The following is a 21,014-nucleotide window of genomic DNA, read 5'->3' as shown; positions in this document are numbered from 1 at the left end:
GAGCCCCCACATGTCAGACCATGCCAAACAAATGACCGAAGACGAAGCCGCCGAATTTGCCGAGCAGGTCTTCGACGTCGCGCGCAGAGGCGATGCCGCCTTGCTTGCCGCGCTGCTGGCCAAGGGCTTGCCAGCCAACCTGCGTAACCACAATGGCGACACCTTGCTGATGCTGGCCGCTTACCACGGCCACGCCGACGCGGTCAGAGTGCTGCTGGAGTTCAAGGCCGACCCACAGATCGCCAACGACAAGCATCAACTGCCGATCGCCGGCGCGGCGTTCAAGGGCAACTTGCCCGTGGTCAAGGCGCTGATCGAAGGCGGCACGCCGGTTGACGCGTCGTCGTCCGACGGCCGCACGGCATTGATGATGGCTGCGATGTTCAACCGCGTCGAAATGGTCGACTACCTGCTCAGCCAGGGCGCCAACCCCAAGACTGCCGACGCCCAGGGCGCCACGGCATTGGCTGCGGCACAGACCATGGGCGCGGTGGATACGGCGGCGCAGTTGCAGAAACTGGTGTAGGCTACGCGCCCTCGAAAACCCGCCCGCCACAGGACCCCTTCATGAAAAACGCCCTCGTCGAACTCATCCGTAAAATCAGCGCCGGCGTCATGGGCGACGACGAGGTGGCGCGCATCGCCGAGGAAGCGGCGCAGGCCTACGCCGACCCGGTGGCCTTTCTGGCGGCGAACCCGGACATCAACTACGACGATACTTTCCCGATTCCGCTGGGCGAGTGGGTGGTGGTCGGCAGCCTGCCGGACACGGTGCTGTTCCAGGCCGACACCTATGGCGACCTGTTTGCGCAGATCGTCGCCTCGTTCGGCCCCGGCGTGGCGTTCAACCTCAAGCCCAAGCAACTGGCCAAGACCGAAGCCCTCACCGCGCTCAATCGCATCCAGATCCAGATGAGTGCGCTCAGCCCGCAAGACGGTGGTTATGTGTTGCTGAACTTCAGCCAGCCGCTGGATGACGAGATCCAGGCCGTGCTGGTGTTCGGCAACGACCTGCCGCGCGTGCTGGAACTGTGCGCCGAAGTCGGCATCCACGGCGAACCGTCCCTGGAAGCCCTGCGGGTCGCGGTCCACGTCTGAAATAAAACGGAACCCCGGCCAGGGCTGGCTATCCTACAAGGGCATGCCCTCACTTAGGAGCGACACCATGGGTTCCACTTTCAACGGTCTGGTCGGGCTGATCATCCTCGCGCTGGATATCTGGGCGATCATCAATGTGTTCAAAAGCGGCGCGAGCACCGGTGCCAAGGTGTTGTGGATTCTGTTGATCCTGCTGCTGCCGGTCCTGGGCCTGATCATCTGGGCGATTGCCGGGCCGCGGGGCAACGTGCGGTTCTGAGCGCAAGCTTCACTCAAGCTGAAGCGGGCACGGAAAATGTGGGAGGGGGCTTGCCCCCGATAGCGGTGTATCAGTCGTTACAACAGTGACTGAACCACCGCTATCGGGGGCAAGCCCCCTCCCACAATGGTTTCAGCAAATGCCTTGATATTGTGTGTCGAAATATTCGCTGTACGAAATTTTCACATCTCATCCAAGACAATTCGCCGGCTTTATCTCCCTGCAACGGCTCTATCTCAAGCACCGCCAGTTGCAGGTTTGCGGCACGCGTTCAGTAATTAATGGCGTTGCCGGCAGTGATCGGGCACCATTTGCGCCATCGCGTTTACCGCCTACCCCAGCCAGCCTGGGCGAGGGCCGGACGCCACTGCACTCTTTTTCGCAACTTAAACCTCCAATGGGTCCTGAAACGACATGGCAAACCCGGACGCCCTGAATCAGCAGCGAGCTTCTAATCGCCTGCTGCAACCGACCGTCAAATCCCATCTGGCATACACGCTGCTTTGTGCACTGGTCATGATGGTGATGTTCTCCCTGCTGCGCCTGGCGCTGCTGGCCTACAACCGCGAGATGATCCTCGACACACCGGCCTCGACCTTCCTGGAAGCGTTCGCCAACGGCCTGCGCCTGGACATTCGCCTGGTGGTGTACCTGACGATCCCCTTGCTGCTGTCACTGTTCAGCGTGCGGGCCATGGCCGCGCGGGGGTTCTTCCGTTTCTGGCTGACCCTTGCCTCCAGCATCGCGCTGTTCCTGGGCCTGATGGAGATGGACTTCTACCGCGAATTCCACCAGCGCCTCAACGGCCTGGTCTTCCAGTACGTGAAGGAAGACCCGAAAACCGTGATGAGCATGCTCTGGTACGGTTTCCCGGTGGTGCGCTACCTGCTGGCCTGGGCCGTCGGCACGCTGATTCTGAGCGTGGCCTTCAAGGGCGCCGACCGGGCGACGCGCCCACGCGGCCCGTTCAGCGGCGGCAGTATCGGCACCCGCCAGGTGGCGCCGTGGTATTCGCGCATCGCGGTGTTTGTGGTGTGCCTGCTGGTCGCCGTGGTCGCCGCTCGCGGCACCCTGCGCCAGGGCCCGCCGCTGCGTTGGGGTGACGTCTACACCACCGACTCGAACTTCGCCAACCAATTGGGCCTCAATGGCACGTTGTCGTTGATCGCCGCGGCCAAGTCGCGCTTCTCCGAAGAACGCACCAACATCTGGAAGGCTACCCTGGAACAACCACTGGCCACCCAGACCGTGCGCGACATGCTGGTGTTGCCGCAAGAGAAGCTGGTGGATACCGACACCGCCGCCGTGCGCCGTGATTTCACGCCACCGGCCGAGAAAACCCTGCCGATCAAGAACGTCGTGGTGATCCTGATGGAGAGCTTCGCCGGTCACTCGGTGGGCGCCCTGGGGCGTCCGGGCAATATCACGCCGTACTTCGACAAACTGTCCAAAGAAGGCCTGCTGTTCGACCGCTTCTTCTCCAACGGCACCCACACCCACCAGGGTATGTTTGCCACCATGGCGTGCTTCCCGAACCTGCCGGGTTTCGAATACCTGATGCAGACCCCGGAAGGCAGCCACAAGCTGTCGGGCCTGCCGCAGCTGCTCAGTGCGCGCAAGTTTGACGACGTGTATGTCTACAACGGCGACTTCGCCTGGGACAACCAGTCGGGTTTCTTCAGCAACCAGGGCATGACCAACTTCATCGGCCGCAACGACTTTGTCGACCCGGTGTTCTCCGACCCAACCTGGGGCGTGTCCGACCAGGACATGTTCAACCGTGGCCTGGAAGAACTGAAAGCGCGTGAAGGCGGCAAGCCGTTCTACGCCCTGCTGCAAACCCTGTCCAACCACACGCCGTATGCCTTGCCGACCCCGTTGCCGGTGGAGAAAGTCACCGACCGTGGCAGCCTCAACGAGCATTTGACGGCGATGCGCTACTCCGACTGGGCTCTCGGCCAGTTCTTTGAAAAGGCCCGCAAGGAGCCGTACTTCAAGGAAACCCTGTTTGTGATCGTGGGCGACCACGGTTTCGGCAACGAGCAGCAGATCACCGAGATGGACCTGGGCCGCTTCAACGTGCCGATGCTGATGATTGCTCCGGGCATGCAAGAGAAGTTCGGCGTGCGTGACCACACCGTGGGCACCCAGATCGACATCGTGCCGACCATCATGGGCCGTCTGGGTGGCGACACCCTGCACCAGTGCTGGGGGCGTGACCTGCTCAACCTGCCGGAAGGCGACAAGGGTTTCGGCGTGATCAAGCCTTCGGGCAGCGATCAGACCGTGGCGCTGGTCACCGGCGACCGCGTGCTGGTATTGCCTAAGGAAATGCCACCGAAGCTGTGGGAATACGAACTGGGCGCCGAGCCGACCGGTAAAGTGATCGCGGAATCGCCGGACGAGGCAGGGCTGAAACAGAAGCTCGAATCGTTCCTGCAGACCGCGACCAAAAGTTTGCTGGATAACACCGCCGGTGTTGTCGATGGCAAGCCGGACTGATTGACCGGCAATAAAAAAGAGGCCTTCATGAAGGCCTCTTTTTTTGTCCGGCGTTTATATCTTGCCGAGTAACAACAGCACCAGCAGCACCACCAGGACTACGCCGAGAATACCCGACGGACCATAACCCCAGCTACGGGAGTGTGGAAACACTGGCAAACCGCCGACCAGCAGGAGAATCAGGATGATGATTAAAATGAGGCTCATAATTGTATTTCCTTATAGGCCTTCTGCAAGGACCGGTTGTTTAAAGTTAGGCCCGTGGGTTTAATCGCGGACGCCTTAATAACTCCGACTGTGCCGCTTCGCAGAAAATTCCGTGTTTTTTTAAAGCATTTCGAAGACCTGCTTATTTCTTTAAATGCATCGCTGAACGCCTGCGCTTAGTTGAAAAAGATTGAACTTAGGGCGTGCCGTGGTATCCGACCCGGCCCGTGGTTTGCTCGGGGCATTCATCAATTGGATGGTGCGTGGGTGTAGGAAAAACCTTCGCTACACTGCCGATCACTTCTTCTGTGAACCACAAGGCTATTTTCCTATGCAAAATCGCATGATGATCACCGGTGCCGGGTCCGGCCTGGGTCGCGAAATCGCGCTGCGCTGGGCCCGCGAGGGTTGGCAGTTGGCCTTGTCGGATGTCAGCGAGCCAGGCTTGCAAGAGACTCTCAGGTTGGTGCGCGAGGCGGGTGGCGATGGCTTTGTCCAGCGCTGCGATGTGCGCGACTACAGCCAGCTCACCGCCTTTGCCCAGGCCTGCGAGGTCAAGCTGGGCGGGATCGATGTGATCGTCAACAATGCCGGCGTGGCCTCCGGCGGGTTCTTCGCCGAACTGTCGCTGGAAGACTGGGACTGGCAGATCGCAATCAACCTGATGGGCGTGGTCAAGGGCTGCAAGGCCTTTCTGCCGCTGCTGGAAAAGAGCAAGGGCCGCATCATCAACATCGCCTCGATGGCGGCGCTGATGCAAGGGCCGGCGATGAGCAACTACAACGTGGCCAAGGCGGGCGTGGTGGCGTTGTCGGAGAGCCTGCTGGTGGAACTCAAACAACAGGAAATCGGGGTTCACGTGGTGTGCCCGTCGTTCTTCCAGACCAACCTGTTGGACTCGTTCCGTGGGCCGACCCCGGCGATGAAGGCGCAGGTGGGCAAGCTGCTGGAAAGCTCGCCGATCTCGGCGGCGGATATCGCCGATTACATCTATCAGCGGGTGGCCGAGGGCGAGTTCATGATCCTGCCCCACGAGCAAGGGCGGATGGCTTGGGCGTTGAAGCAGAAAAAACCGCAGTTGCTGTATGACGAGATGACCGTGATGGCCGACAAAATGCGCGCCAAGGCCCAGGCGATTAAAGGCTGAGTGGGGCACGGTCGTAAATGTCGGAGCGGGGCTCGGCGCAAAAAAACATGTGGTCTGTCAGGCAAGTTACCTACTGTTGTAGGTGGTGCCTGATTTGACCGCAAGCCGTTGCTGAGCATCACCCAAGCGCGCAAGGTCGGGGTCCTGTCACTCGAAAAGGACAACCGCCATGCTGGTCTTAAGCCGCACCGTAGGCGAAATCATTTCCATCGGCGATGACATCGCCTTGCACATCCTCGAACTCAACGGTTCCCAGGTGAAGTTCGGGGTTCAAGCCCCGGCCGAGGTGTCGGTCCACCGCGCCGAGGTGTACCAGAAGATCGTCGAACGCCAGGACACCGCCAGCCATCCGCTGCCCAATCCCTGAACTGCACCTTCAGTCGAACAGGTGCTTGGGCACGTCGTGCTTGAGCATCAACTGGCATTGCTCGCTGTCGGGGTCGAAGACGATCAATGCCTGGCCCTTGGTCAGTGCCTGGCGCACGCGCAGTACGCGGGTTTCCAGGGGCGTGTCGTCGCCATTGTCGGTGCCGTCGCGGGTCACGAAGTCTTCGATGAGGCGGGTCAGGGTGTCGACTTCAAGTGCGTCGTAGGGAATCAGCATACAAGCCTCTGGGGTTAAGTCCCGGCGATGCTACTGCGCCGGGACCGTTGTTGCCAGTGTCAGGACTTCTGGCCGACCAGGCTGTCCACCGACGGCACGCGGGTATCGCTCTCCATCTGGGTCTCGTGCTCGATCTGATGACTGAACCGATCCAGTGACCCTTGCGCCGGTTGCGCGTCGCTGGCGAACACCGGCGGGCTGAGAATGTAAGCGCTCAACAACCGGCTGAGGGCCGCGAGGCTGTCGATGTGGGTGCGCTCGTAGCCGTGGGTCGCATCGCACCCGAACGCCAGCAGGGCGGTGCGGATGTCGTGGCCGGCGGTGACCGCCGAGTGTGCGTCGCTGAAGTAATAACGAAACAGATCGCGGCGTACCGGCAGGTCGTTATCCGCCGCCAGGCGCAGCAGGTGGCGCGACAGGTGATAGTCATACGGCCCGCCGGAATCCTGCATCGCCACACTGACCGCGTGTTCGCTGGAGTGCTGGCCGGGGGCGACCGGGGCGATGTCGATGCCGACGAACTCACTGACGTCCCAGGGCAGGGCGGCGGCCGCGCCACTGCCGGTTTCCTCGGTGATGGTGAACAGCGGGTGACAGTCGATCAGCAAGGGGGCGCCGCTGTCGATGATCGCCTTGAGGGCGGCGAGCAGCGCGGCGACACCGGCTTTGTCGTCGAGGTGACGCGCGCTGATATGCCCGCTCTCGGTGAACTCGGGCAGCGGGTCGAACGCCACATAGTCACCGATGCCGATCCCCAGGGAATCGCAATCGGCGCGGGTGGCGCAGTACGCGTCCAGGCGCAGTTCGACATGGTCCCAGCTCACCGGCATTTCATCCACGGCGGTGTTGAACGCATGCCCTGAAGCCATCAGCGGCAACACGCTGCCACGGATCACGCCGTTGTCGGTGAACAGGCTGACGCGGCTGCCCTCGGCGAAGCGGCTCGACCAGCAGCCCACCGGAGCGAGGGTCAGGCGACCGTTGTCCTTGATCGCGCGCACGGCGGCGCCGATGGTGTCCAGGTGCGCCGACACTGCGCGGTCGGGGCTGTTTTTCTGGCCCTTGAGGGTGGCGCGGATGGTGCCGCGGCGCGTCATTTCAAAGGGGATGCCCAGTTCTTCGAGGCGTTCGGCGACGTAGCGCACGATGGTGTCGGTAAACCCGGTCGGGCTGGGAATGGCGAGCATTTCCAGCAGCACTTTTTGCAGGTAGTTGAGGTCCGGTTCGGGAATGGTTCGGGTCATGGAAACTCCTGATGGGTTGAGGGCATCGATGGTTTCGATGAGGGTGGAGCGGCGCCGGCCCAGGCAATACTTCGTTCAGGCGCTGGGCTGACTGTGCGGAAACAACAAATCGACAAACCGTTCTGCCGTTGGCTGCGGTTCATGATTGGCCAGCCCGGCCCGTTCGTTGGCTTCGATAAACACGTACTCCGGTTGATCGGCGGCCGACACCATCAGGTCGAGGCCGACCATCGGGATGTCGAGGGCACGCGCGGCGCGCACGGCGGCGTCGACCAGCGTCGGATGGAGGATGCCGGTGACGTCTTCCAGGCAGCCGCCGGTGTGCAGGTTGGCGGTGCGGCGCACGGCCAATTGCGCGCCACGGGGCAGGATGCTGGAGTAGTCATGACCGGCCGCGTGCAGGGTGCGTTCGGTTTCGGCGTCCAGCGGGATTTTGCTTTCGCCGTCGGTGGCGGCCTGGCGCCGGCGGCTTTGCGCCTCGATCAGGGCGCGGATGGAATGCTGGCCGTCGCCGACCACTTCGGCCGGGCGGCGGATCGCCGCGGCGACCACCTCGAAGCCGATCACCAGGATGCGCAGGTCCAGGCCTTCGTGGAAGCTTTCGAGCAAGACCCGGCTGTCGAACTGACGCGCTGCTTCAATAGCCTGTTGCACCTCTTCGATGGTCTGCAGGTCCACCGCCACGCCCTGGCCCTGTTCACCATCCAGCGGTTTGACCACGATGCGCTGGTGTTGGTCGAGGAACTCCAGGTTGTCGTCGGCGCTGCCCGCCCGCTGTTGCGCCGGCAGTTTCAATCCGGCGCCCTTGAGCACCTTGTGGGTCAGGCTTTTGTCCTGGCACAGGGTCATGCTGATGGCGCTGGTCAGGTCGCTCAACGATTCACGGCAGCGCACGCGGCGCCCGCCATGGCTGAGGGTGAACAGGCCGGCATCGGCGTCGTCCACCTGCACGTCGATGCCGCGGCGATGGGCTTCTTCGACGATGATCCGCGCGTAGGGGTTGAACCCCGCCTGCGGGCCCGGGCCGAGGAACAGCGGCTGGTTGATGCCGTTCTTGCGCTTGATCGCAAAGGTGGCCAGGGCGCGAAAGCCGAGCTTGGCGTAGAGGCTCTTGGCCTGGCGGTTGTCGTGCAGCACCGACAGGTCCAGGTAGCTCAGGCCACGGCTCATGAAGTGTTCCACCAGGTGGCGCACCAGCACTTCGCCAACGCCTGGGCGCGTGCAGTGCGGGTCGACCGCCAGGCACCACAGGCTGCAACCGTGTTCCGGGTCGTGGAAGGCTTTTTGATGGTTGAGGCCCATCACGCTGCCGATCACCGAGCCGCTGTGTTCGTCCTCGGCCAGCCAATACACCGGGCCGCCCGCGTGGCGGGGCGTCAGGCGCTCGGCGTCGACCGGCAGCATGCCGCGTCCCTGGTAGAGCTGGTTGACCGCCTGCCAATCGGCCGCGGTCTGGACGCGGCGAATACGGAAGCCACGAAACACGCGGGTCGACGGACGATAGTCAGAGAACCACAGGCGCAAGGTGTCGGACGGGTCGAGGAACAGTTGCTGCGGGTCGATCCCGAGGATCTGCTGGGGCGCCGCCACGTACAGTGCGATGTCGCGCTCGCCGGCCTGCTCGTTGAGCAGTTCCTCGGCCAGGCTGGCCGGGTCGGGAAACGTGTGGCCGATCAACAACCGGCCCCAGCCGCAATGCACCGCGATCGGCTCGGCGGCCAGTGGGCTGCCGTCTTCGGCCAGGCGCGCTTGCAGGCGCTCGTAGGTCGGCGCCTGGCCTTTGAGCAAGCGTTGGCTGTAAGCCGCTGCGAGAGGTTTCATCGATCAGATTCCTTGTTCGCTGAGCCACAGGTTCAGCGCCGCCAGTTGCCACAGCTTGGAGCCGCGCAGCGGGGTGAGTTGACCGTGTGGGTCGGTGAGCAAGCGGTCGAGCATGGCCGGATTGAACAGGCCGCGGTCCTGGCTCGGGTCTAGCAGCAACTCGCGGACCCAGTTCAGGGTATCGCCTTGCAAATGCTTGAGGCCGGGCACCGGGAAGTAACCTTTCTTGCGGTCGATGACTTCACTCGGGATGACCCGACGCGCCGCCTCTTTGAGGACCTGCTTGCCGCCATCGGGCAATTTGAATTTGCCCGGTACGCGGGCCGACAGTTCCACCAGGCGGTAGTCGAGAAACGGTGTGCGCGCTTCCAGGCCCCAGGCCATGGTCATGTTGTCGACGCGCTTGACCGGGTCGTCGACCAGCATCACCGTGCTGTCCAGGCGCAGCGCCTTGTCCACGGCGGCGTCCGCGCCCGGCATCGCGAAATGTTCGCGCACGAAGTCGCCGGCGGCGTCATTGGCGGTCAGCCATTTCGGCGCGACGGTGGCTGCGTAGTCGTCATGGCTGCGGTCGAAAAACGCTTCGCGGTACGCCGCATACGGGTCGCTGGCGCCGTCCACCTGCGGGTACCAGTGGTAACCGGCGAACAGTTCATCGGCGCCCTGGCCGCTCTGCACCACTTTGCAGTGCTTGGCCACCTCCCGCGAGAGCAGGTAAAAGGCGATGCAGTCGTGGCTGACCATCGGCTCGCTCATGGCGCGGAACGCCGCTGGCAGTTGCTCGATGATCTCGCCCTCGGCGATGCGCAGTTGGTGGTGCCGGGTGCCGTAGTGCTTGGCGATCAGGTCCGAGTACTGGAACTCGTCGCCGCGTTCGCCACCGGCGTCTTCAAAGCCGATGGAGAAGGTCGACAGGTCCTGCACACCGACCTCGCGCAGCAAGCCGACGAGCAGGCTCGAATCGACACCGCCGGACAGCAGCACGCCGACATCCACCGCGGCGCGTTGGCGGATCGCCACGGCTGCGCGGGTGCTGTCGAGTACGCGCTCGGTCCAGTCTTCGAGGGTCAGGTGCTGCTCATCTTCACGCGGGCCGTAAGGCAGGGTCCACCAGGTTTTCTGCTCGGTGTTGCCGTGGGCGTCGATACGCATCCAGCTGGCTGGCGGCAGTTTTTCGATGCCGGCCAGCAGCGTGCGCGGCGCGGGCACCACGGCGTGGAAGTTCAGGTAGTGGTTGAGCGCCACCGGATCGAGCACCGGGTTGATATCGCCGCCCTTGAGCAGGGCCGGCAATGTCGAGGCAAAGCGCAGGCGCTGGCCGGTGCGCGACAGGTACAAAGGCTTCACGCCGAGACGGTCACGGGCGATGAACAGACGCTGGGCATCGCGCTCCCAGATCGCAAACGCAAACATGCCGTTGAGCTTGGGCAGCAGAGCTTCGCCCCAGGCGTGATAGCCCTTGAGCAGCACTTCGGTGTCGCCGCCGGAATAGAAGGCGTAGCCCAGGGCTTCGAGCTCCTGGCGCAGTTCCGGGAAGTTATAGATCGCGCCGTTGAAGGCCAGGGACAACCCCAGCTGTGCATCGACCATCGGTTGGGCAGAACCGTCCGACAGGTCCATGATTTTCAGGCGTCGATGGCCCAGGGCAATCGGCCCCTGGGCATGGAAGCCCCAGGCGTCGGGGCCGCGTGGGGCCAAGTGATGGGTGATGCGCTCAATCGCAGCCAGGTCGGCAGGTTGGGCATCGAAACGTAGTTCTCCAGCTAATCCGCACATAAATTCCTTACCGGTTTTTCCGTTGGGGAGGGGTCAATACTCAATACGCCCAAAAGGCGCGTACCCAGAAACTGACACACGGCTATCAGTGGAGTTTTAGATCAATCTGTTATAAGGCAAACCGCCTTGACTGTTCGGACGTGAGCCTGCGCCGCGTGTGGCGGCGGATTTGCGGGTGGTAAATAGGCTTGGTGAATATACAAGTTTTGCGCGGTTTGCCGTTGTGGACCGGCTGTTTGAAGAGGGCCAACAGTGTGTCGCTCGGACGCTTGACCGCGCCGTTGTTATGACCCGCCGGTGCCGCGAATCAACGCGCGCACGGCGAATCGATTGGGGTGGCAGGCGTCGGCCACGCTTCTGGGCAGCGGCAGGGGTTCATCGTCCAGCCAGGCCGCCAGCAGTTCGGCGCACAGCGGCGCGGTCACCAGGCCGCGTGAGCCGTGGCCGCTGTTGATGTACACGCCGTCGAGCCACGGGCACTCGGCTTCGGGGGGCTGACGGGCGTCCTTGCGCAGCGCGGCGTAGGCCTGGTCGAAGAGGGCGCGATCGGCCAGCGGCCCGATAATCGGCAGGTAGTCCGGGCTGGTGCAGCGGAACCCGGCGCGGCCTTCGAGCTGATCGGCGGCCAGTGTGTCGGCGTTCAAGCGGTGGGCCAGGTCGACGGAGATTTCCTGCAGCATCTCCAGGTTGCCGACATGCTCGGCGACTGTCGGCGTCAGGTCGTCACTCTTGAAGTCGAAGCTGGCGCCCAGGGTGTGCTCGCCGAGGCGCGCCGGAGCCACGTAGCCCTCGGCACAGACCACGGTGGCCAGCGCCTGGCTGTCTGGGGTTTGCGCCAGGCGGGTGATTTGCCCGCGAATGCGCTTGAGGGGCAGCTCGGCGCTGAACGGGAAGCGCTTGATCTCGGCCGCGCCGGCCAGCACCACCACCGTGGCGCTGGCCAGCAGGGTGTCGCCGGCCAGGGCTTGCCATTGCCCGTCGACCCGTTGCAACTCAAGGGCCTCGTGATGCGTCAGCACGTTGATCAACGGGTGCCGGGCTTGCCATTCGCATAAGGCCGGCGGGTGTACCCAGCCACCTTCGGGGAAAAACAGCCCGCCGTGTTCCAGCGCCACCCCGGCGCGCGCTTGAGCCTGGGCCTGGTCCAACGGCTGCAGCAGACCGGGCGCAAACGCCGCGGCCAGCTGTGCCTGGCGCTCGGCTTCCTTGGCGTTGAACGCCAGTTGCAACACGCCGCAACCGTCCCAGTCGACGCCCCTGTGCAGGTGTTCGAGCAGGCGCCGGGTGTGGCCGAACCCGCTCAAAATCAATTGCGAAAGGGCGGTGCCGTGGGCCGACAGCTTGAGGTACAGCACCCCTTGCGGGTTACCCGAGGCTTCCTCGGCCAGGTGGGCATGGCGTTCCAGCAGGCTGACGTTCCAGCCGCGCGCGGCGAGGCTGGCCGCCGTGGTGCAGCCGGCCAGGCCGCCGCCGATCACCAGGGCGCTGCGTTCGCCGTGCAGCGGCGCCGGGCGGGCGAACCACGGTTTACCCGCGGCAGGCAACGGCGTCTCGGCCGGCCAGCCGAGGAATTCACCGCGCAGGATTTCCCATTTATGCCCGATGCCCGGCGTGCGCTTCATCTTGAACCCGGCGGCATTGATCAGGCGCCGTACCCAGCCGGTGCTGGTGAAGGTGCTGATGGTCGACCCCGGGGCCGCCAGGCGCGCCAGTTCGGCAAACAGCTCGGCGGTCCACATGTCGGGGTTCTTCGCCGGGGCGAAACCGTCGAGAAACCACGCGTCGATTTGTGCATCCAACTGCGGCAACTGCTCCAGCGCATCGCCGATCAGCAGGGTCAAGGTCACACGGCCGTTATCCAGCACCAGGCGCTGGAAGCCTGGGTGGATGGCGATGTACTGCGCCAGCAATTGCGCAGCGAACGGCTGCAGTTCCGGCCAGAGGAGTAGGGCGCGTTGCAGGTCGGCGTGGCTCAGCGGGTATTTTTCCACGCTGACAAAATGCAGGCGCGCGCCGGCCACCGCGTGTTGTTCGAACAACTGCCAGGCGCAGAGAAAATTCAGCCCGGTGCCGAACCCGGTTTCGCCGATCACCAGGCGCCCGCCCGCCGGCAAGGCGGCAAACCGTGCCTGCAAACGGTTCTGTTCGAGGAACACATAGCGCGTTTCTTCAAGGCCCGACTGGTCGGAAAAGTACACATCGTCGAAGACCCGCGAATGCGGGCGACCTTGGTCATCCCAGTCGAGCTGGGCGTGGGTTACAGGGTTCATGGGCGACTCGGCAAAGGCAAGGTGGCCATTCTAGCCGATCAACCGGCAATGAATTGACCCACGGCAAGCGCACGTGGAATTTCCTCCCGCGTGTTGCTGCTCAATCCGCTAGTCTTGAGCGATCTTGAAACGGAGCTGCTCATGTTCGAATCCGCTGAAATCGGTCATGCCATCGACAAAGACACTTACGACACCGAAGTACCGGCCCTGCGCGAAGCCTTGCTGGAAGTGCAGTTCGAGCTGCAACAGCAGAAACGTTTCCCGGTGATCATCCTGATCAACGGCGTCGAAGGTGCCGGCAAGGGCGAGACGGTCAAACTGCTCAACGAATGGATGGACCCGCGTCTGATCGAAGTGCGTACCTTCGACCAGCAGACCGACGAAGAACTGGCCCACCCGCCTGCCTGGCGTTACTGGCGGCAGTTGCCCGCAAAAGGTCGCATGGGGGTGTTCTTCGGCAACTGGTACAGCCAGATGCTGCAGAGCCGGGTGCAGGGCGAAATCAAGGACGCCCGGCTCGACCAGGGCATCGCCGGCGCCGAACGCCTGGAGAAGATGTTCTGCGACGAAGGCGCGGTGATCTTCAAGTTCTGGTTTCACCTGTCCAAGAAACAGATGAAGGCGCGGCTCAAGGCCCTGGCCGACGACCCGCTGCACAGTTGGCGGATCAGCCCGCTGGACTGGCAGCAGTCCAAGACCTACGACAAGTTCGTTCACTTCGGCGAACGTATGCTGCGTCGCACCAGCCGCGACTACGCGCCCTGGCATGTGATCGAAGGGGTCGACAGCAATTACCGCAGTCTCACCGTCGGCAAGATTCTGCTCGAGGGCCTGCAAAACGCCCTGAGACAACCCAAGGGCAAAGTCAGCGGGATGAACCCGGCGCCGTTGCCGGCGGCCGTGGACCAAGTGAGCCTGCTCAACAGTCTCGACATGACCCTGAGCCTGGAAAAAGAAGACTACGAAGAGCAGTTGATCACCGAGCAGGCGCGTCTTTCCGGCCTGATGCGGGATAAGCGCATGCGCAAGCACGCGTTGATCACGGTATTCGAAGGCAACGATGCGGCCGGCAAAGGGGGCGCGATCCGCCGGGTCGCCGCAGCCCTCGACCCTCGTCAGTACCGCATCGTGCCGATCGCCGCGCCCACCGAAGACGAGCGCGCCCAGCCTTACCTGTGGCGTTTCTGGCGGCAGATTCCGGCACGGGGCATGTTCACCGTGTTTGACCGCTCCTGGTACGGCCGTGTGCTGGTGGAGCGCATCGAAGGCTTCTGCACCCCGATGGACTCGATGCGCGCCTATGGCGAGATCAATGATTTCGAAGAGCAACTGCGCGATGCCGGAGTGATCGTGGTCAAGTTCTGGCTGGCCATCGACAAGCAGACCCAACTGGAGCGCTTCCAGGCCCGTGAAGCGATCCCGTTCAAACGCTTCAAGATCACCGACGACGACTGGCGCAACCGCGAGAAGTGGGACGAATACCGTGCCGCCGTGGGCGATATGGTCGACCGCACCAGCACCGAGGTCTCGCCGTGGACCCTGGTCGAAGCCAATGACAAGCGCTGGGCGCGGGTCAAGGTGTTGCGCACTATCAACCTGGCGTTGGAGGAGGCGTTCGCCCAGTCCGACAAGCACGACCAGAAAGGCAAGAAGAAGTAGGCCTATAGGCGGGGTGAATGATCATCGCGGTTGGGCGGGCCTGGATTTATTCTCGAGTGCTCTCCCAACAACGACAAGATCGAGGTAGCCCCATGCGTGAAGTAGTGATCGTCGACAGCGTGCGAACCGGCCTGGCCAAGTCCTTTCGCGGCAAGTTCAACCAGACCCGACCGGATGATATGGCGGCCCATTGCGTCAACGCGCTGCTGACACGCAACGGCATCGACCCGGCCACGGTGGAAGATTGTATCGTCGGCGCGGGCTCCAACGAGGGCGCTCAGGGCTACAACATCGGGCGCAACGTCGCGGTGCTGTCGCAACTGGGCACCGGCACGGCGGGGATGACCCTCAACCGTTTCTGTTCCTCGGGCTTGCAGGCGATTGCCATCGCGGCCAACCAGATCGCCTCGGGCTGCAGCGATATCATTGTCGCCGGCGGCGTCGAGTCCATCAGCCTGACCATGAAAAGCGTCAACACCGACAACCTGATCAACCCGTTGCTCAAAGCGCAGGTGCCGGGCCTCTATTTTCCCATGGGCCAGACCGCCGAAATCGTTGCGCGCCGCTATCACGTCAGCCGCGAGGACCAGGACCGGTATGCCCTGCAAAGCCAGCAGCGCACCGCCCAGGCCCAGGCCGATGGCTTGTTCAACGATGAAATCGTGCCGATGGCGGTCAAGTACGCCGTCGAGGACAAGAACAGCGGCGCCGTGCAGGTGCTCGACGGTGTGGTCGAGCGCGACGACTGCAACCGCCCCGACACCACCCTGGCCAGTCTCCAGGGCTTGAAGCCGGTGTTTGCCGAAGACGGCTCGGTGACCGCGGGCAACTCTTCGCAATTGTCCGACGGCGCCTCGATGACCCTGGTGATGAGCCTGGAAAAAGCCCTGGCCCTGGGGCTCAAGCCCAAGGCGTTTTTCCGTGGCTTTGCCGTGGCTGGCTGCGAGCCCGACGAGATGGGCATCGGCCCGGTGTTCTCGGTGCCCAAGTTGCTCAAGGCCAAGGGCTTGCAGGTGGCGGATATCGACCTGTGGGAGCTCAACGAAGCGTTCGCCTCCCAATGCCTGTATGCGCGCGACCGCCTGGAAATCGACAATGCCAAATACAACGTCAACGGCGGCTCGATCTCCATCGGCCACCCGTTCGGCATGACCGGCTCGCGGCAAGTCGGGCACCTGGTGCGTGAGTTGCAGCGGCGTAATCTGCGTTACGGCATCGTCACTATGTGCGTGGGCGGCGGCATGGGGGCGACCGGGCTGTTCGAAGCTGTGCGCTGAGCCCACTGTGGGGGCCGGCCGGCTCCCGCACTTGCACAGTGCCGTATCCCAATCCGTGTACTTGCCCCTAGAATGCCGGTTCCACTTCCTCTGGCTTCTGGGGCACTCATGCACATCTCTTCCGGCCGCTGGGTCTATGGCTTTTGCTTGACCCTGCTGGCCGCGCTGCTCTGGGGCATTCTTCCAGTCAAACTCAAACAAGTGTTGCAGGTGATGGACCCGATCACCGTCACCTGGTTTCGCCTGACGGTCGCCGGCAGTTGCCTGTTCGTCTACCTCGCCGCCGTCAAGCGCTTGCCCAGCCTGCGCGTGCTCGGGCCGCGCCGCGGTTGGCTGGTGGCGATGGCCGTGTGCGGGCTGGTGGGCAACTACGTGCTGTACCTGGTGGGTCTGAACATGCTCAGCCCCGGCACGGCGCAACTGGTGGTGCAGATGGGGCCGATCTTCCTGATGGTCGCCAGCGTGTTTGTGTTTAAAGAGCGCTTCAGCCTGGGCCAGGTGTTGGGCCTGGTGGTGCTGGTCATCGGCTTTGGCCTGTTCTTCAACCAGCGTCTGGTGGAGTTGCTGACGTCCCTGGGCACCTACACCGCCGGGGTACTGACGGTTCTGCTCGCCACTACTATCTGGGTGTTCTACGCCTTGGGCCAGAAGCAATTGCTGACGGTGTGGAATTCGCTGCAGGTGATGATGGTGATCTACCTGTCGTGCGCGGTGTTGCTCACGCCTTGGGCGCATCCGCTGGAGGCCCTGCAGCTGAGCCCGCTGCAAGGCTGGCTGCTGCTGGCGTGCTGCATGAACACGTTGGTGGCCTACGGCGCATTTGCCGAGGCCCTGGCCCATTGGGAAGCCTCGCGGGTGAGTGCGACCCTGGCGCTGACGCCCTTGGTGACGTTTGTGGCGGTGGCCCTGGCGGCGTGGTGGTGGCCGGATTTTGTGCAGGCTGAAGAGATCAATGCGCTGGGGTATGTGGGGGCGTTGGTGGTGGTGTTGGGGTCGGCGACCGTGGCGTTGGCGCCGTCGTTGTTTGCGGGGCTCAAGGCGCGGCGGGCGCGGTTGGTGTCTTGATTGGCCCAGGTGTTTTTATCGGGTGTATGCGGGCCTAAGTGTGGGAGGGGGGTTGCTTGCGATGGCGACCTGACAGCCGATACATATCCAACAGGTTCACCTCGTTCCAAATGTGGGAGGGGCTTGCCCCCGATGGCGGCCTCTGGGCCGACCATTTTTTTGGGTTGAGTACATATCCGTTTCTTTGGTAACGGCTGCTATGGGTTCCGCTCTTACAGCGGGTCACTTTTGGAAAAGAGCCCCAAAAGTAACCAAAAGGGCTCTTGCCCCACCACTCGGCACCTCGCCTAGGCTCGGTGTGCCCGAACGCAGGCTTGAATCCGTGGGCCGCCGTCATGGGCCATCCCTGGCCCAGGACGGCTAACCCGGCGTCCTGCCGGGTTACCCACGGATTCAAACCTGCGTTCGGCCAGCGTGGTTTAACGGGGCGCCTAAGATCAAAAGCAGATCAAGATCAAGATCAAGATCAAGATCAAGATCAAGATCAAGAGCAAAGCAAAAGCACGTGCTATGCGCTTATTGTCCGGCCTCCAGCATGTTTTCCGGGCGTACCCATTGGTCGAACTGTTCGTCGGTGAGGTAGCCCAGGGCCAGCGCGGCTTCCCTCAGGGTCAGGCCTTCGGCGTAAGCCTTTTTGGCGATCTGCGCCGATTTGTCGTAGCCGATGTGCGGGTTGAGCGCGGTCACCAGCATCAGCCCGCGTTCCAGGTGCGCGGCCATTTGTTCGGCGTCGGGCTCGAGGCCGGTGATGCAGTGTTCCTGGAAGTTGTTGCAGCCGTCGGCCAGCAAGCGGATCGATTCCAGCAGGTTGTGGATGATCACCGGTTTGTACACGTTCAATTGCAAATGCCCCTGGCTGGCGGCAATGCCGATGGTTACGTCGTTGCCCAGGACCTGGCAGGCGAGCATCGACAGCGCTTCGCACTGGGTCGGGTTGACCTTGCCGGGCATGATCGAGCTGCCCGGTTCGTTGGCCGGCAGTTTGACTTCCGCCAGCCCGGCGCGCGGGCCGGAGCCGAGCAGGCGCAGGTCGTTGGCGATTTTCATCAGGGCCACGGCCAGGGTTTTCAGGGCGCCGTGCAGCGTCACCAGCGGTTCGTGGCCGGAGAGGGCGGCGAATTTGTTGGGTGCGGTCACGAACGGCAAACCCGACAAGGCTGCCAGCTCGGCGGCAATCGCCTCGCCAAAGCCATGGGGCGAATTGAGCCCGGTGCCGACGGCGGTGCCGCCCTGGGCCAGCTCGCACACCTGGGGCAGGGCGCTGCGGATCGCGCGTTCGGCGTAATCGAGCTGGGCGATGAACGCCGAGAGTTCCTGGCCAAAGGTGATCGGCGTGGCATCCATCATGTGGGTGCGACCGGTCTTCACCAGCTTCATATGCCGCGCCGACAATTCCGCCAGCCCGCCGGACAGGTGCGTGATCGCTGGCAACAGTCGCTGGTTGACCGCCTGCACCGCCGCGATGTTCATCGCGGTGGGGAAGCAGTCGTTGGAACTCTGGGAGCGGTTCACATGGTCGTTCGGATGCACCGGGCTCTTGCCGCCGCGCGTCTTGCCCGACAGCTCGTTGGCACGCCCGGCGATCACTTCGTTGGCGTTCATGTTGCTCTGGGTGCCGCTGCCGGTCTGCCACACCACCAGCGGGAACTGGTCGTCATGCTGGCCGTCGAGCACTTCGTCGGCGGCCTGTTCGATCAGGCGTGCGATGTCGGCGGGCAGGTCGCCGTTGCGGCTGTTGACCCGGGCGGCGGCTTTCTTGATCAGGGCCAGGGCGTGCAACACCGCCAGGGGCATGCGCTGCTCACCGATGGCGAAGTTCACCAGCGAGCGTTGGGTCTGCGCGCCCCAGTAAGCGTCATCCGGGACTTGGACTTCTCCCAGGCTGTCGGTTTCGATACGGCTCATCGGGCACACTCCTTCAGGTTCGTTTGCGCAGTTTAGGCCGTGATCGGCCCTTGGGGTTCCATAAAAGCCGTTTCATCGGATTCATCCACCGCAAATCCATGCCTGACAAGCGGTGGGGTTGAGCCATGGCGTTTTTTAGGCGCAGAATGGGCGCCCTTGGGGTCTTACCTCGCCTGCTAGAAAAGGAAACTTGATGACTCGTCTTCGTGCCATCTGTACCGCGGTTGCTCTGGTTTGCGCCAGCGGCCAGGTTTTTGCCGATACCGCCAGCCACAACGCCAGTGCCGAAGCCTTCCTTACCCTGGCCCACGCTGACAAGCTGGGGACCCCGGTGTACATGCAAGTGCAGCAAATGTTCGCCCAGCGTTTCGAACAGACCAAAGCGCCTGCCGCCAAGCAGTCCGTACTGGACAGCTACCAGGCCAAGGCCAACGCCGCCCTGGACCAGGCCATCGGCTGGCCAAAACTGAAACCGGACATGGTCAAGCTCTACACCAGCAACTTCAGCGAATCCGAACTCAAGGATCTGGTTGCCTTCTACCAGTCGCCGCTGGGCAAGAAAGTCCTGGAAAAAATGCCGCAACTGACCCAGCAATCGGCCCAGATGACCCAGGCCAAGCTGGAAAGCGCCGTGCCGGTGGTGAACAAGTTGTTGGAAGACATGACCAACGAGCTGACACCTAAAGCCGCCGCACCGGCCAAGAAGAAGTAAGCAGGAATGACCATGCAACAGCGTATCGAAACGGCGCTTGCCGCCCTGGGCCCGGACCACCTGAGCGTGCTGGACGAAAGCCACATGCACAGCCGTGGGTTGCAGACCCACTTCAAGGCCGTGCTGGTCAGCCAGCAGTTCGAAGGGCTTAACCGCGTCAAGCGCCACCAGAAGGTCTACGCCACCCTGGGTGACCTGATGAGCGAGTTTCATGCGCTGGCGCTGCATACCTATACGCCTGAGGAATGGGCGAAAACCGACGCAGCCCCGGCCTCGCCGACCTGCGCTGGCGGCCATTGACGGGTTGATGTTGAATCTACTGTAGGAGCGAGCTTGCTCGCGAAAAAACTCAGAGCGCCGCTGGGCGTCAGGTTATCCGTGTCATCGTTCACGACCTTCGCGAGCAAGCTCGCTCCTACAGTTAACGGTTCATCCCTGATAGAATCCGCAACGCGCCGCTTAGCCGGCGCGTTTTTTTTGCATCCGGTTCACCCCTTACGAGGGTAGCCACCTGGAGAGAACACCCATGACTCAACCGATTGTCGTGGCGGCACTGTATAAGTTCGTCACCCTCGAAGATTACGTCGCCCTGCGCGAGCCCTTGCTGCAGGCGATGGTCGACAACGGCATCAAAGGCACCTTGTTGATCGCCGAAGAAGGCATCAACGGCACCGTTTCCGGCAGCCGCGAAGGCATTGATGGCTTGATGGCCTGGCTGAAGAACGACCCGCGCATGGTCGATATCGACCACAAAGAGTCGTACTGCGACGAGCAGCCGTTCTATCGCACCAAGGTCAAGCTCAAGAAAGAGATCGTGACCCTGGGCGTCGAAGGCGTCGACCCGAACAAAAAAGTCGGCACCTATGTCGAGCCGCAGGACTGGAACGCGCTGATCAGCGACCCGCAAGTGCTGTTGATCGATACGCGTAACGACTATGAGGTGTCCATCGGCACCTTTGAAGGCGCGATCGACCCGAAAACCACCAGTTTTCGCGAATTTCCCGACTACATCAAAGCCAACTTCGACCCGGCCAAGCACAAGAAAGTCGCCATGTTCTGCACTGGCGGCATTCGTTGCGAGAAGGCCTCCAGCTATATGCTCAGCGAAGGCTTCGATGAGGTTTACCACCTCAAGGGCGGCATCCTGAAGTACCTCGAAGAGGTACCGCAGGCCGAGACCAAATGGCAGGGCGACTGCTTTGTGTTCGACAACCGCGTCACTGTGCGCCACGACTTGAGCGAAGGCGACTACGATCAATGTCATGCCTGTCGCACACCGGTTAGTGTGGAAGACCGCGCATCCGAGCACTACGTGGCGGGCATCAGTTGTCCGCATTGCTGGGATAAGCTGCCGGAGAAAACCCGCCGCAGCGCGATCGACCGGCAAAAGCAGATTGAACTGGCCAAGGCTCGCAATATGCCGCACCCGATTGGCTACAACTACAAGCAAACCCCTTCCGAGGCCTGA

Annotated in this window: 19 protein-coding genes and 1 pseudogene; 12 read left to right on the top strand and 8 right to left on the bottom strand. The window is 62.7% G+C overall.

Annotation, left to right across the window (positions count from 1 at the left end):
* Positions 1-10 precede the first annotated feature (10 nt).
* The 4 genes from RGV59_RS27030 (at position 11) to RGV59_RS27015 (ending at position 3,859) form a co-directional block, all read left to right on the top strand.
* Positions 11-526 (top strand): ankyrin repeat domain-containing protein, encoded by a 516-nt coding sequence (locus RGV59_RS27030; protein ID WP_126586515.1) that lies wholly within the window; start codon positions 11-13, stop codon positions 524-526.
* A 41-nt stretch (positions 527-567) separates the two neighbouring features.
* The gene (locus RGV59_RS27025) at positions 568-1,098 is read left to right on the top strand and encodes a hypothetical protein (RefSeq protein WP_046483965.1); all 531 of its coding nucleotides are present in this window, start codon (positions 568-570) and stop codon (positions 1,096-1,098) included.
* A 67-nt stretch (positions 1,099-1,165) separates the two neighbouring features.
* On the top strand, positions 1,166-1,357 hold the full coding sequence (locus RGV59_RS27020) for a PLDc N-terminal domain-containing protein (RefSeq protein ID WP_010567448.1): 192 nt from the start codon (positions 1,166-1,168) through the stop codon (positions 1,355-1,357).
* 414 nt (positions 1,358-1,771) lie between these two features.
* Positions 1,772-3,859, top strand: coding sequence for an LTA synthase family protein (locus tag RGV59_RS27015; protein ID WP_046382577.1), 2,088 nt, complete (start codon positions 1,772-1,774; stop codon positions 3,857-3,859).
* Between the two features lie 54 nt (positions 3,860-3,913).
* Here RGV59_RS27015 and RGV59_RS27010 read toward each other — a convergent pair whose 3' ends face one another.
* Positions 3,914-4,066, bottom strand: coding sequence for a DUF3309 family protein (locus RGV59_RS27010; protein ID WP_010208879.1), 153 nt, complete (start codon positions 4,064-4,066; stop codon positions 3,914-3,916).
* A 331-nt stretch (positions 4,067-4,397) separates the two neighbouring features.
* Here RGV59_RS27010 and RGV59_RS27005 point away from each other — a divergent pair, with 331 nt between their 5' ends.
* Together RGV59_RS27005 and csrA are read left to right on the top strand one after the other, a co-directional pair.
* Positions 4,398-5,213 (top strand): SDR family oxidoreductase, encoded by an 816-nt coding sequence (locus tag RGV59_RS27005; RefSeq protein ID WP_126586517.1) that lies wholly within the window; start codon positions 4,398-4,400, stop codon positions 5,211-5,213.
* Positions 5,214-5,382: 169 nt separating this feature from the next.
* Positions 5,383-5,580, top strand: a complete 198-nt coding sequence (gene csrA / locus RGV59_RS27000; RefSeq protein ID WP_017845857.1) for a carbon storage regulator CsrA — start codon at positions 5,383-5,385, stop codon at positions 5,578-5,580.
* 9 nt (positions 5,581-5,589) lie between these two features.
* Here the strand turns inward: csrA and RGV59_RS26995 are convergent, their stop codons facing one another.
* From RGV59_RS26995 to mnmC, 5 genes are all read right to left on the bottom strand, one after another.
* Positions 5,590-5,817: a YheU family protein gene (locus RGV59_RS26995; RefSeq protein WP_003236706.1), complete on the bottom strand. Its 228-nt coding sequence runs from the start codon at positions 5,815-5,817 to the stop codon at positions 5,590-5,592.
* A 59-nt stretch (positions 5,818-5,876) separates the two neighbouring features.
* Positions 5,877-7,061, bottom strand: a complete 1,185-nt coding sequence (locus tag RGV59_RS26990; RefSeq protein WP_102618589.1) for an osmoprotectant NAGGN system M42 family peptidase — start codon at positions 7,059-7,061, stop codon at positions 5,877-5,879.
* A 75-nt stretch (positions 7,062-7,136) separates the two neighbouring features.
* Complete coding sequence (gene ngg / locus RGV59_RS26985) at positions 7,137-8,882, bottom strand: N-acetylglutaminylglutamine synthetase (RefSeq protein ID WP_126586519.1); 1,746 nt, start codon at positions 8,880-8,882, stop codon at positions 7,137-7,139.
* 3 nt (positions 8,883-8,885) lie between these two features.
* A complete protein-coding gene (locus RGV59_RS26980; RefSeq protein ID WP_046382581.1) occupies positions 8,886-10,658 on the bottom strand; it encodes an N-acetylglutaminylglutamine amidotransferase in 1,773 nt (590 codons plus the stop codon).
* Between the two features lie 284 nt (positions 10,659-10,942).
* A complete protein-coding gene (mnmC, locus tag RGV59_RS26975) occupies positions 10,943-12,928 on the bottom strand; it encodes a bifunctional tRNA (5-methylaminomethyl-2-thiouridine)(34)-methyltransferase MnmD/FAD-dependent 5-carboxymethylaminomethyl-2-thiouridine(34) oxidoreductase MnmC (protein ID WP_126586521.1) in 1,986 nt (661 codons plus the stop codon).
* A gap of 141 nt (positions 12,929-13,069) precedes the next feature.
* On the opposite strand from mnmC, the gene pap reads away from it, so the two are divergent.
* From pap to RGV59_RS26960, 3 genes are all read left to right on the top strand, one after another.
* Positions 13,070-14,587, top strand: a complete 1,518-nt coding sequence (pap, locus tag RGV59_RS26970; RefSeq protein ID WP_017845862.1) for a polyphosphate:AMP phosphotransferase — start codon at positions 13,070-13,072, stop codon at positions 14,585-14,587.
* Positions 14,588-14,679: 92 nt separating this feature from the next.
* The gene (locus RGV59_RS26965) at positions 14,680-15,864 is read left to right on the top strand and encodes a thiolase family protein (RefSeq protein ID WP_046483950.1); all 1,185 of its coding nucleotides are present in this window, start codon (positions 14,680-14,682) and stop codon (positions 15,862-15,864) included.
* Positions 15,865-15,972: 108 nt separating this feature from the next.
* Complete coding sequence (locus RGV59_RS26960; protein ID WP_017845864.1) at positions 15,973-16,929, top strand: DMT family transporter; 957 nt, start codon at positions 15,973-15,975, stop codon at positions 16,927-16,929.
* A gap of 516 nt (positions 16,930-17,445) precedes the next feature.
* Here RGV59_RS26960 and RGV59_RS26955 read toward each other — a convergent pair.
* Positions 17,446-18,834 (bottom strand): class II fumarate hydratase, encoded by a 1,389-nt coding sequence (locus tag RGV59_RS26955; protein WP_017845865.1) that lies wholly within the window; start codon positions 18,832-18,834, stop codon positions 17,446-17,448.
* A gap of 193 nt (positions 18,835-19,027) precedes the next feature.
* Between RGV59_RS26955 and RGV59_RS26950 the strand changes: the two genes are divergently transcribed.
* Both RGV59_RS26950 and RGV59_RS26945 read left to right on the top strand, forming a co-directional pair.
* On the top strand, positions 19,028-19,546 hold the full coding sequence (locus tag RGV59_RS26950; RefSeq protein ID WP_010567461.1) for a DUF2059 domain-containing protein: 519 nt from the start codon (positions 19,028-19,030) through the stop codon (positions 19,544-19,546).
* Positions 19,547-19,552: 6 nt separating this feature from the next.
* Positions 19,553-19,846, top strand: a complete 294-nt coding sequence (locus tag RGV59_RS26945; protein WP_026139887.1) for a BolA family protein — start codon at positions 19,553-19,555, stop codon at positions 19,844-19,846.
* A 17-nt stretch (positions 19,847-19,863) separates the two neighbouring features.
* On the opposite strand, the pseudogene RGV59_RS26940 reads toward RGV59_RS26945, so the two are convergent.
* A pseudogene (locus tag RGV59_RS26940) lies at positions 19,864-19,986 on the bottom strand (outer membrane lipoprotein carrier protein LolA); the annotation flags it as partial.
* 86 nt (positions 19,987-20,072) lie between these two features.
* Here RGV59_RS26940 and RGV59_RS26935 point away from each other — a divergent pair.
* Positions 20,073-21,014, top strand: coding sequence for a rhodanese-related sulfurtransferase (locus RGV59_RS26935; protein WP_017845867.1), 942 nt, complete (start codon positions 20,073-20,075; stop codon positions 21,012-21,014).

The sequence above is a fragment of the Pseudomonas sp. FG1 genome (assembly GCF_034313875.1).
GTDB lineage: Bacteria > Pseudomonadota > Gammaproteobacteria > Pseudomonadales > Pseudomonadaceae > Aquipseudomonas > Aquipseudomonas veronii.
This window is presented reverse-complemented; position numbering and strand designations above follow the sequence as displayed.